General features: G+C 60.1%; 10 protein-coding genes and 4 pseudogenes. 7 read left to right on the forward strand and 7 right to left on the reverse strand.

Annotation, left to right across the window (positions count from 1 at the left end; translation table 11 throughout):
- The first annotated feature begins 272 nt into the window (after positions 1-272).
- On the forward strand, positions 273-506 hold the full coding sequence (locus CQ13_RS23220) for a hypothetical protein (RefSeq protein ID WP_057845159.1): 234 nt from the start codon (positions 273-275) through the stop codon (positions 504-506).
- Positions 507-879: 373 nt separating this feature from the next.
- Here the strand turns inward: CQ13_RS23220 and CQ13_RS23225 are convergent, their stop codons facing one another.
- Complete coding sequence (locus CQ13_RS23225; RefSeq protein WP_057845160.1) at positions 880-2,181, reverse strand: MFS transporter; 1,302 nt, start codon at positions 2,179-2,181, stop codon at positions 880-882.
- A gap of 243 nt (positions 2,182-2,424) precedes the next feature.
- Here CQ13_RS23225 and CQ13_RS23230 point away from each other — a divergent pair, with 243 nt between their 5' ends.
- On the forward strand, positions 2,425-2,661 hold the full coding sequence (locus tag CQ13_RS23230; RefSeq protein WP_057845161.1) for a hypothetical protein: 237 nt from the start codon (positions 2,425-2,427) through the stop codon (positions 2,659-2,661).
- A gap of 200 nt (positions 2,662-2,861) precedes the next feature.
- Here the strand turns inward: CQ13_RS23230 and CQ13_RS43270 are convergent, their stop codons facing one another.
- Positions 2,862-3,251: a hypothetical protein gene (locus tag CQ13_RS43270; protein ID WP_156433822.1), complete on the reverse strand. Its 390-nt coding sequence runs from the start codon at positions 3,249-3,251 to the stop codon at positions 2,862-2,864.
- A 247-nt stretch (positions 3,252-3,498) separates the two neighbouring features.
- Here CQ13_RS43270 and CQ13_RS47190 point away from each other — a divergent pair.
- A pseudogene (locus CQ13_RS47190) lies at positions 3,499-3,690 on the forward strand (GntR family transcriptional regulator); the annotation flags it as partial.
- A gap of 24 nt (positions 3,691-3,714) precedes the next feature.
- Here CQ13_RS47190 and CQ13_RS47195 read toward each other — a convergent pair.
- The 5 genes and pseudogenes from CQ13_RS47195 to CQ13_RS23265 form a co-directional block, all read right to left on the reverse strand.
- Positions 3,715-4,131, reverse strand: a complete 417-nt coding sequence (locus tag CQ13_RS47195; protein WP_430649709.1) for an FAS1-like dehydratase domain-containing protein — start codon at positions 4,129-4,131, stop codon at positions 3,715-3,717.
- 67 nt (positions 4,132-4,198) lie between these two features.
- Complete coding sequence (locus CQ13_RS23245; protein ID WP_197427406.1) at positions 4,199-4,531, reverse strand: tripartite tricarboxylate transporter substrate-binding protein; 333 nt, start codon at positions 4,529-4,531, stop codon at positions 4,199-4,201.
- Between the two features lie 21 nt (positions 4,532-4,552).
- A pseudogene (locus CQ13_RS23255) lies at positions 4,553-5,806 on the reverse strand (DUF5996 family protein).
- Between the two features lie 92 nt (positions 5,807-5,898).
- Positions 5,899-6,834 (reverse strand): pirin family protein, encoded by a 936-nt coding sequence (locus CQ13_RS23260; RefSeq protein WP_057845175.1) that lies wholly within the window; start codon positions 6,832-6,834, stop codon positions 5,899-5,901.
- A 246-nt stretch (positions 6,835-7,080) separates the two neighbouring features.
- Complete coding sequence (locus tag CQ13_RS23265; protein WP_057845165.1) at positions 7,081-7,995, reverse strand: LysR family transcriptional regulator; 915 nt, start codon at positions 7,993-7,995, stop codon at positions 7,081-7,083.
- Positions 7,996-8,147: 152 nt separating this feature from the next.
- Between CQ13_RS23265 and CQ13_RS23270 the strand changes: the two genes are divergently transcribed.
- The 4 genes and pseudogenes from CQ13_RS23270 to CQ13_RS47205 all read left to right on the forward strand — a co-directional run bounded on the left by CQ13_RS23270 (position 8,148) and on the right by CQ13_RS47205 (position 11,100).
- A complete protein-coding gene (locus CQ13_RS23270; protein WP_057845166.1) occupies positions 8,148-8,798 on the forward strand; it encodes a hydrolase in 651 nt (216 codons plus the stop codon).
- 539 nt (positions 8,799-9,337) lie between these two features.
- Positions 9,338-10,597, forward strand: a pseudogene (locus CQ13_RS23275) (monovalent cation:proton antiporter-2 (CPA2) family protein); the annotation flags it as partial.
- Between the two features lie 14 nt (positions 10,598-10,611).
- Positions 10,612-10,767: pseudogene (locus tag CQ13_RS47200) on the forward strand (division plane positioning ATPase MipZ); the annotation flags it as partial.
- Positions 10,768-10,824: 57 nt separating this feature from the next.
- Positions 10,825-11,100, forward strand: coding sequence for a hypothetical protein (locus tag CQ13_RS47205; RefSeq protein WP_057845167.1), 276 nt, complete (start codon positions 10,825-10,827; stop codon positions 11,098-11,100).
- Positions 11,101-11,494: the final 394 nt, after the last annotated feature.

Raw genomic sequence — 11,494 nt, forward strand, 5'->3', positions numbered from 1 at the left:
CGCGCTCAGTTTCGATCCGCTGCAGGATAAACGTTCCGACCCGCACTTTGCGGCTAGTCCCGCTCTTCGCGCGCGATCACAGTTCTTCAGCACATGTAGTGGGATTCGCCGCGAGACCGCTCACTCCTGGCGCAGAAGACGAGGCGTCGACACCGAGTCGTGCAAAGGCGAAAATGATCGTTCAGTTGATACTGTGCATCTTGCACCCGCGCACACATGTCTGGCGAGCGAGCCGAGACGTTCCCGGCGTCGCTTTGTCAAGGAGACGTACAATGACTAAACTGAAGCTCTTGTCAGCAGGACTGGTGGTTGCAGCGATGATCGCCTCCCCCGCGATGGCGCGCGAAAGCTACAACAGCACACGCGGATCGAATGTCGACGCTTATGCGTCGGTTCAGCGCGTGCCAGTCACTTCCAAGCGAAACTGCGTTCGCGCTCCCGACGTCGGCGCGTTCGCGACCGCCCCGTGGCGCCGGCCCCCGTGCGAGCCCGCGTCCGGCTACTGAGCACGGGAGCCAAGACGAGCCCCATTGCTGTAAGGCGCAGCGTCGCGGCCGAGCCGAAGAGGTTCGTGTCAATGGTTCGGGGCTGTTTGCCTCACAGGTGGACGGAAGGAAGAATGGCGGCCCTCTGAGGCTCCGTTCTTCCGACCGGGCTCGCTTTGGAAAAAAATTCCTTTTTCTCAAAGAATGTCCCGCGCAGCAGAAACGATGGAGATCGACCGCACATCTGGCGAATTGAACATGCACTACCGGCGGAAGCCCAGGGTCGCTATAGGCCCCTCTCATACTCCCTGAACACCCTCGAAGCGGCGTCCCGGCCCAATCTGGGAGGTAACGTAAATCGGCCCCAAGTATCGAAGACAATGATGCGACTTAGTTAGGTCTCAGGATGCAACACTCGTCCGCGGGTTTCCGGCAATGCGAAGGCGGCAAGGAAGAACAGACTGTATGCAGCAACCGCGAAGATTGCTATAGCATTGGCAAGCGAAGCAGTGCTCGACAGCCAACCGACCAGTAAGGGGAATAAGGCACCAATACCGCGGCCAAAGTTATAGCAGAAGCCCTGTCCCGAGCCGCGCAGCCGCGTCGGGAACAACTCGGTCAGGAACGCTCCCACGCCGGCATAGTATCCTGTCGAGAAGAACCCGAGGGGAAAGCCGAGAAGCCACAGGATGTCGTTAGTCAGCGGAAGCTGCGTATACAGCCAGACGATGGCAATCGCTCCCAGCGAAAAGATCAGGAATAGATTGCGTCGTCCGGCGCGATCGGCAAGCCATGCCCCCACAAGATAGCCGACGAACGACCCGGCAATCAGCATCGCGAGATAACCGGTGGAGCCGACCACCGAGAGCTCGCGCTCTTTAGTGAGAAACTGCGGCACCCAGAACGCAATCGCGAAATAGCCACCTTGACAGCCGGTGGTCATCAATGACGCAAGGATCGTTGTTCTCAATATCCGCCTGGAGAAGATCTCCCACAGGGCCGGCTGATCGCCGGTCGTCAGCTGCTTCGCGCGAGTTACCTGGGCGACCTCGGGCTCACTCACGAACCGGCGGAGATAGAACACCAGAAATGCCGGCAGGGCTCCGATCGCGAACATCCAACGCCAGGCCGTTTCGGCAGGCAGGTACGAGAACAGGAGCGCTTGCGCAAGGACGGCACCCCCCCAGCCGATCGCCCAACCCGACTGCACGCAACCGACTGCACGGCCACGGTATTGCGGTCGGATTGTTTCACCCATCAGTACGGCGCCAGCCGCCCACTCTGCGCCAAAACCTAAGCCAAGCAAGGCGCGCGCGACAAGAAGTTGATCGAAGCTTTGCACAATGGCGCTGACGGCGGAGAAGAACGAGAACCAGAGGATGGTAATTTGCAGCATCCTTACGCGACCAATTCGATCGGAGAGGTAACCGCCGAGCCATCCGCCGATCGCGGAAGCCAGTAGCGTCACGGTGCCCGCGAAACCTGCGGAGGCGGCATCAATCTCCCATATCGTGATGATTGTTCCGATCACCAGCGGATAGATCATGAAGTCCATGCCGTCCAATGCCCAGCCGGCGCCGCAGGCCCAGAACGTACGTCGCTCTTGCAAGTTCATTGCACGATAGAAAGCAAATAAGCTTGCATCTTTTACTTCTGCAATCTCGATAGGTTGTGATGACGTTTGTTCGACGGTCATATTCACTCTACTACCCTAAAACGATGCATTTCTTGTTGTGGCTGCTTGCGCGCAACAACTGACAGCGGATCGATACGGGATCGAAGCGATCAATCGCGCGGATTCTTGAACGTCAGAGAACATGACAATCTATCCCGATGAGACCGGCGATCGGGACAACGATCGTGCGCTTCCGGAAGAAATTGATCGCGCGGTCCGCCATTTATCCCGGGGCTTAACTGACTATGAGAAAGGAAAACATCTATGAGGTTCAATACCATTGCACTGGCTACTGCGATCGCATTCTCGGGTACGGTCGCCGTCGCGCAAACGGCGAATAACCATTCGACTCAAAGGATGAAAGGCAATAACACCGCCAAAGTTGTGTTGCAGCCGAATAACGGTAATCCGAACGGCAACGCGGACGGTCCGACGACGTTGAGCGGCACCGGATCGTCCAGCTTCGGTGGCTCCGAACCCGGCACGAGCGGCCGCAACTGAGCTTTCCGTGCTTGTCGTCGCTTGGCCCACAGGCTTCGGAAGGTTGGCGTTTTCGATCGGGGGAGATGTGACTCTTCCGATCGTCCACGGGCTACCGCCATCGCGGATGTGTGACCTGACTTGCCTCGTGCAATCAAGAGATGCATTCATGGTGAAATAAACGCCTTTGCTGCAGCGCTCATGTTCACTCCGAAGAGAAATTAAACGATCGCGGCGAATTTCGTTATTCCGAACGACGGATTCGAGCAGATGGCGCGCAAGAACGATGGCGCGGGAGCCAACCCAAAGCAGATCTGATCGACGTCGACTGCTGCGCCGCGCGACCGAAATTCGACACTCGCCACCGACCGCTCGCGCTTTTCGGCTCGCGCACGAAGCTGATGCCGCCTTGGGCTGATCGGATCGACCAGTGGCTCCATACCTAGAAGGTGATGCCGATCAAAGGAGGCGCGCGCACGTTGAGTCCCTATCATCAGGCTGATTAATTTGCCCAACTCAACCCGTGGCAAGCTCATGTGATAGTCGTCGACGCTTGTCCATCTCGTGCTGGAAAGCGGACCGAATTCGCAGCGCTTTTCAACGCTTTGCACTTGTCCGCTTAAGAGAAACGCCCCATGCACATACGCCGTGACGAAGAGATCGTCTGCGCGCCTGACCGCTGCCCTCCGAAGGCAAAGGTCACACGCTCGAATCGTGTCCGGTGCGCCAAATAGATCGGACTTACTCGGACCCTGAAGCGTGAGAGCAGGTACGCAGAAGGGCGAAATCACGAACGTCTGGCTCAGGGACGAAATTCATCGGGTTGCGTTGAGGCGGTGAACAGAACTGGACCTCACCATGGTTGACGATCGCCAAATACGACGGATTCGGAAAGCTGTGACTCCCCTCTATGTACAGATCGTCGAGAACTGCGACCAGATCATCGCGGGCGTCTACCCGCCCGAGCAGCAATTGCCGAGCGAGACGAGCCTGACGAGGAATTTTGGCGTCAGCCGGGTCACTGTTCGTCAGGCACTGGCCGAGCTTGAAAGCACGGGCTTTTATCCACAGGCATCAAGGAAGGGGTACGTTCGTCTCAGTGGCACGCATGTCAGGCAGCAATTTTCGAGTGGAGCTCAAACAATCGTTGAAGCACTTCCCGTGGTCGGAACAGATTTTCGACGGTTGAGAACCTGCGAGCGGAACGTGCAGATCGGCGACGTCCTTGTCGTATGCCGCAGTGACGCGCGAGTTCGCCAGCAATTCGGCAGTCACGGGAAGCTGGCGATGCAGGACCAGCCGCTGCTCGCTATGGAGGACCTTTGCGAAATCGACGCCTGTCTTGCGGATGATTCCAGTCGACGCGAGCACCACCGCCATCGTGGGAACTGCCTGCAGCCCGGCGCCTTCGAAGAGGGAGCTCACGCGATTCGAGTGGATCGCGTCCCATGCCAATACTGAGCGCGTAAAGCATGGTTTCGCGCTCGCCATAGGCAAACCGCACGTCAGTAATTTCCAACGTCTTGAGCGCCGCGAGATCGATGGCCACTGCTGCGTCCTAGATGCTGATATTGAATTCGCCGATCACCGACGCCCAGCGCTTGACCACGGCATCGATAAAACCTGGAAAATCGGTGACGTCGCTCATATCCTCAAATCCGAAGTCGAGGAGCTTCGAATTGACATCGGGCTGCGACACGATCTCCCGCAATTCTTTGGCTAGCCGATCGGCAACCGGTTTGGGTATGGCTGCCGGCGCGAAGAACCCGCTGAAACCGGTCAGACCAAGCACGGGAAATCCCGCCTCGTCGAATGTCGGTATATTGGGATAACGCTTCATTTGAGCTGGATTGGCGATCGCCAGCGTCTGTGCCTTCTCGGCCTGCGCCACCGCACCACCGACGGACATAGCCTATGGCTTACGCAGCACATCCTGCCATTCCGGATGGCGGCCGATTTGCGCTTTTGCGAACGGACAAAGAGGAATAATCGCGACCACTTCGCGTCGCGCATCCTCGACCGCCTGGCGCACCATCTGCTCTCCGACCTTGCGGCCACGCAAGGCTGCTGGGACTTCTGTGTGGTCGATTATGATCACCCCCTCGCCTGCGCGACTATAAGTCATCTCGGCTTCGGCGCCATCGATGACCATCCGGTAGCGTCCCTGGATGCGCCATCCGCCCGTTCAATCTTTCTGTCGGTCGATGAGGGGGCATTCTTCGCCAGTTCGGCATCCGGCGGCCGCACCTGACGCGGCCGCCCTTGCACACACTCCAGCAAATCGCGGTCCCAGCCGCCCAGATCGGCCGCGGCCTCGTAAGTCGAGAAGAGAAACGCCATAAGAGCCTCGTCGGCATCGGCCGCAGACTGAACGGCATCGTAGGGCAGAACGAATTCCGATAGGCCCTCATGCCAGAACGCGGCCTCGGGCCGAACCGACGCCCCCCGGAAGCCACTCGGCGCCGGATAGACGTAGGCATAAAAGGCGGGGTAATCGATGCCGCCACCGCCGGGCCAGAAACCTGCAGAGGAGACCTCGCGGTCGTAGGCTTCCTGTGCCACATCGTTGGGCAATGAAGGAATGCCGCCGGGATGAAGAGGCGCGCGCCGCCCTGAAAAGCGGGTGACAGCCAAATCAAAACTGCCCCAGAACAGGTGAACGGGACTGGACTTGCCAAGAAAGGAGGTCCGGAATCGATTGAATACCCTGTCGACCGCCACCGTTGCGTGATGGAAGCGCTGAACGGCTTCCCGATCATAGGGCCGCTCGCGATGATCTTCGGTGAACGGTACGGGGTTGGGCACCTCGTTCGGATTGTCGTTAAAGGTCGGCCTGCCTCCAAGTTCGGAAATCATCCGCACGAAATTGGCGTGAAACGCGGCGACTGTTGATGGCCCGAGCGCAAATGATGCCTTGCGACCATTACCGCTTGTGCCGACAACCAGATGCTCCCGGAGGTCGAAGAGTATTTCAATTCCTGGACCGTCGGGGATCGGCGAGGATGTCAGGCCGAGCGGCGTGACATAGAGGGTCGCGCTCCAGGAATGGTTGAGCCAGGGGGGTATGAGCAAGGCGATATTTCCCGGCGATCTGTAGATAGAGATGCAGGGCCGAACACGTCTCGCGCCAGCCGAGGTAGTCCAGTTGGGGCCACTTGTTGCTCATTATGCTTTCTCCATCGAGAACATACCCGGCATGCAACGCGTCAGTCTGAACCGCCCGGGTTCGTGCCCAGGTGGCCTCCTTCTTAGCGCCGGTCAGTCCGGCAGTGGGATGTGCTCGTCCCGGTCATCGATCGGAAGATCGAAACGTCCCTTGCCCCAGTCCTTGGCGCGCCATTCGGCCTTCGCTTCTTCGATGCGGTCCTTCGAGGAGGCGACGAAGTTCCACCAGATATAGCGCGGTCCGCTGAGCGTTGCGCCGCCGAGGATCATCAGCCGAGCACCTTGGCCGCCGGCCGCGACCGTGATCCTGTCACCAGGTCTGAAGACCATCATCTGGGATGCCTCATATTCCTGGCCAGCAACCGAGATCGAACCTTCGACGATGTAGATTCCCCTGTCCTCGTGATCGTCCGGCATCGGCAGTCGGCATCCGGCTTCGAGCGTCACGTCGGCGTAGAACGTCTCCGAGAACATCGTCGCGGGTGCCTTCTGACCATAGGCGTCCCCGAGGATGAGCCGGACCGAGACGCCGCGATCCTCAATCACCGGCAGCGCCTCTTTGCCGTGGTGCTCGAACATGGGCGCCATGTCCTCATGGCTGTCGGGCAACGCCAGCCATGTCTGTATTCCGAACAGGCTGTTCGGACCGGTTCGGGCGGCTGCGGAGGTACGCTCCGAATGCGACACACCGCGCCCGGCAACCATCCAATTCAGCGCGCCAGGACGGATCATCTGGTCGGCACCGGTGCTGTCACGGTGATGGAAATCGCCGCGATAGAGGTACGTGACGGTGCCGAGACCGATATGCGGGTGCGGCCGAACGTCGACGCCCTGTCCGGTCAATAGTTCGGCCGGCCCGGCTTGGTCGAAGAAGATGAACGGCCCGACCATCTGCCGGTTCGGCGCCGGTAAGGCGCGCCGGACCTCGAAGCCGCCAAGGTCTCGGGCGCGTGGAACAATAAGAGTTTCGATCGCATCGACGCCCACCGCATCGGGGCACCCCGGTTCGATTGCTGGATTCCAACTCATGCGCGTCATCCTCACTAGGCTTCTAGACGGTCTCGCCCTGCTGATGCGAATGCCTGATTTTCGATCAATCCGGACCATGCGAGCGGGTGAGCGCTTTCGAGCCGAACCAAAACTAAATCTGGCGAGCAAGCGTCTGTCCAACTAGTCCTGCGATGCATTAAGCTGTGTCGCAGTAAGTGGAACGCGCCGGCGTTGTCGTCGCGTTCCACGGCTGAGGAGTGCGACCTTCGAACTCCTGCCTTTGGATTAGGCTTCGCGCTGATCGTGTTCGGCGCCGATCCCCCAAAGGTGTGGATTCAGTTCGATGCTCTTGATCAGCATCTCGGTGAGAATCCGTACTTTGCGCGCGGGATGCTGACCAGGCGGGCGGACGACATACGCGCCTGCCGAAGGTGGGGGATAGCGTGTCATAATCGGAACGAGCGCGCCGGCGGCCACATATTCGTGTGTGATGCAATCGGGGAGCCAGGCGACCCCCAGTCCTGCCGCCGCGGCAGCGGCAAGCGCCGTAGCGTTGTCGGCCTTGAACCTGCCCTGCGGCTGAACCGTGACGATCTTGTCGCCATCCATGAACTGCCAGGCTTCCGTCCCCTGCATGAGTGCCTGATGGGTGACGAGTTCATCTGGCGTCTGAGGTGAACCGCGCGTTCTAATATAATCCGGACTTGCGACAAGCTTCCCATAGATCGGTCCGATGCGCTTCGCGATCAGGTTGGAGTCCTGAAGGTACCCGACCCGGATCGCGCAGTCGAACCCCTCTGCGATGAGATCAACGAAGCGATCGCTGTAGGAGGTATGGATCTGGAGCTGCGGGTGTTGATGCGCCATTTCCGCAAGCACGGGGGCGAAGTGGGTCGGGCCGAAAGAAAGCGGCATGGCAACTCTCAGGCGGCCGCGCAGATCACCGGTGGGAAGGATCGTTTCCCTGGCCGTGTCGATCTCGGTGCTGGCTCGGGCCGCATGGTCCCTGAACGTAATCCCCGCTTCCGTAAGCGCGGCGCCGCGGGTCGTTCGTGCAAGAAGCTGAACGCCGAGTTCTGCTTCGATCCGGAAAAGACGCCGACTGACGATTGACTTGGAGACGCCGAGTCGGCGCGCAGCGGCCGACACGCCCCCTGCATCGGCCACTGCGACGAATGTCTGCAGATCTTCCATGTCCAATTTGGCGTTCCTCTTTCCGCGACACAGCTATCCAGACAATGGCACTATTGCATCGCCAAAAGGAACAGCAAATTGCGTCCAGGCAACGTCGCCCGCTGGCGCATGTCTCCGTGAACCCATTGCCGTCGATAGCAGCAGAGAAAGGATTCTCAATGACCCCTCGTAACGGCCTCGATTCGCTTCTTCGCCCCGAAGACTCGGTCCTCGTTCTGATCGACCACCAGCCCTACCAGCTCACAAACGTGAACAGCCACGAGCCGCAGATGGTGGTCAACAATGCGACGGCTCTGGCGAAGGCCGCTAAGGCCTTCGGCGTGCCCACGATTCTGACGAGCGTGATCGCCGATCGGGGCGGCTTCATCTTCCCCCAGATCACGGACGTATTTCCCGACCACGAGGTGATCGATCGGACGTTCATCAACACCTGGGAGGATGAGAAGGTTGTGGACGCGGTCAAAGCCACCGGCCGCAAGCAGCTTATCATCGCCGGCCTGTGGACCGAGATCTGCGTCGCGATGCCGACGATCCAGGCTCTCGGCGAGGGCTGGGACGTGACGGTCGTCACCGATGCATCGGGCGCCGTTTCGGTAGAGGCCCACGAGGTCGCGATCCAGCGCATGATCGCGGCCGGCGCGAACATGATGACCTGGCTGGCGGTGGCGTCGGAATGGCAGCGCGACTGGGCCCGCACGGAGCATGCCGCCGAGCTTTCTCAACTGCTTGTGCAGCATGCCGCCGGCAGCGGCATCGCCTTCCTGTGGGAGCAGCAGCTGCTCAACACGCCCGTACCAAGCAAAGGCTGATCTGAGCCCGGGGATGACGAGACGCCTCAACGACGCCATCGAGATTTGGCTGTTGATCGAGCCTCGTCATCGCCTTTCTGAGCTCAGAGCTCCGCTCGAGGGACTCACCGATGGATTGCGAAAAGATCATGCACGCCAATCTCGAGCGGGTCTTCGGGGAACATGATGCCTCGCGGGCGCATCGAAGCCATCCGTGAACTTTACGCCCACGATGCCGAGCTTCACGAACCTCAGCAGTCGGTATGGGGCCATGACGCGATCTGCAAACCGAGACGGAACTGCTAGGACGTGTCGCAGAACGAGGTGCCGGCAACCTGAGGCGTTGCCGGTCTCTCGATTATCGATCCGACGGGATCGAAGCTGACAAGGCGGCGTCAGCCGGATTTGAGAGGAAAGCCGTCGCGGAGCTCGCCACCATGGGCCATGGACTGTGCCGGCCCTCACCGAAGAGCCTCCGTGCGTCAGGGCAAAATACTGGAAAGGCGAGTTGATGGCTGAAGCGAGTCTTGGGCAAATGATCGAACCCTGCGGTCGTCCTGATGGGGGCGGCTGTTGTCGCCGTGCCGTTGTTCCGGCGGATCGGCCTTGGATCGGTCCTGGGCTATTTCGCCGCCGGTCTGCTGGTCGGGCCATCGGTGCTGAGCCTGATCACCGATGCCCAGTCCATTCTTCATTTCTCCGAACTCGGGGTGGTGATGTTCCTATTCGTGATCGGATTGGAACTGCGCCCTCAAAAACTATGGGCGATGCGTGGCCAGATCTTCGGGCTGGGCTGTGTCCAGGTGGCCGCAGCGACCGCCGCCCTGTCGCTGACGGGCGCGGCGATCTTCGACTTTTCCGGTCCGATCGCCTTCATTGCCGGGGCGGGCTTCGTTCTTTCCTCGACCGCTGTCATCATGTCGGTGCTGCAGGACCGGGGCGAGCTTTCGAGCGCGGAAGGCCAGAAATCGGTCGCGATCCTACTGTTCGAGGACTTGATGATCGTGCCGCTGCTGGCGGTGGTCGCCTTCCTGTCGTCGCTGTCGCACGGGCAAGCCGGATGGACCGACATCATGGTGGCGGCGGCTGCGCTGGTGGCGCTGCTGGGGGTGTCGCGCTGGGGACTGAACCCTTTCTTCGCCCTGCTGGCACGCGCACGAACACGCGAGGTGCTGACGGCTGGCGCGTTGCTGGTGGTCCTTGGCGCAGCGCTCCTGATGGACGCTGCCGGCCTGTCGATGGCAATGGGTGCATTCCTTGCCGGCGTGATGCTGTCGAGTTCAAGTTACCGCCATCAGATCGAGAGCGATATCGAACCGTTTCGTGGCCTGCTCATGGGACTGTTCTTCCTCGCCGTTGGAATGTCGCTCGATCTTTCCGTCGTCGCGGCCGAATGGCGGCTTCTGCTGTCCATGCTGGTTGCGTTCACGGTCGCGAAGGGCGCCGAGGTCTATGCGGTCGCGCGCCTGTTCGGCGGTTCCAACCATCAGGCCGTGCACCGGACGTCCATGTTCCTGCAGGGCGGAGAATTTGCCTTTGTGCTCTATGCCGCTGCGACGTCGGGCGGCGTGATCTATGCGCGGGAAAATGCGTTGTTCGTCACCGTCGTAATCCTGTCCATGGCGATGACACCGCTGTTCATGATAGCAGCCGACCAGCTCTTGCGTAGCGAGGCGTCAATGGACGGCGTCGATGTCGCGCGCGATCTGAAGGGGCGGATACTCCTCATCGGCTTCGGCCGCTTCGGCCAGATCGCCTCGCAACTTCTGCTGTCCCGGGGCGTCGACCTTGCCGTCATCGACCGGGACCCCGACCGGATCCGCGATGCAGCTCGATATGGGTTCAAGGTCTTTTTCGGCGACGGACCCTCACCCACTACGTCGAGAGCCGGCGCGGTTGGGCGCGGCGGAGCCAGGTCGATCTGGAACTGCCGACGCATTTCTGCATCGCACGCGCCGAACGCCCCATGGTGGCGGAAAACGAGGCCGCCGAATGCTCCGAATTCCAGCGGGCCGTTGCCGCCGCGCAGGATCGCCATGACTTCGTCGTGGCTGTTGAGCTGATCCGCGCTGGCGTCCAGTATCAGATCCGCGAGACGGTCGAATCCGCTTATCGGATGGGAGCGGAAGGCCTTCGTGCGTTGGGTTTTGCCGAGGTCGATGTCGATGAGGCCGCTGCGGATATCCGTCAGCGTGACATGGAGCGCCTGTCCGAGCAGGTCCAGGGAGACGTCATGTCGGGCCGAGACCGACTGCTCAGCCAGCCCATCCCAGAGCCGCTTGGCAGAGCGTCGGTGATCAGTCAGGCAGCAAAGCAAAACTGACGGTTTCCGCCGCTCTTCGAACGGGCCGCAACGAACATTGCTCGGTGTGCATCCGTATTCATTCCCTTGAATCGGCCTTAGCGCAGGTAGCACCATCGCATCGCGTATCGAGGTGACCTAGCCGTTGATTCAATATTCCCGGCCCGCTCTGAATGAAGGAAGCTATTTCACCGGTGTTTCGCACCGCTCCATGTTCCCACAGCCAATCACAACGGAGACTGACTATTGCCGCCGTTTACCCCTCACTGCCACTCAATCATTACGACGCCGCTTTCGCGTTGATTTGAAAGAACAAATCCTCAAAGCACGAGCTAAGAGTCCGACGGTATGCCCACCTAGCATTACAGTTGCGTTCTTGGAAGGTTTCTGAATCCATGGGCAACCATGATTCGGA

Origin of the sequence: Bradyrhizobium retamae (assembly GCF_001440415.1) — a bacterium.
GTDB classification, from domain to species: Bacteria; Pseudomonadota; Alphaproteobacteria; order Rhizobiales; family Xanthobacteraceae; genus Bradyrhizobium; species Bradyrhizobium retamae.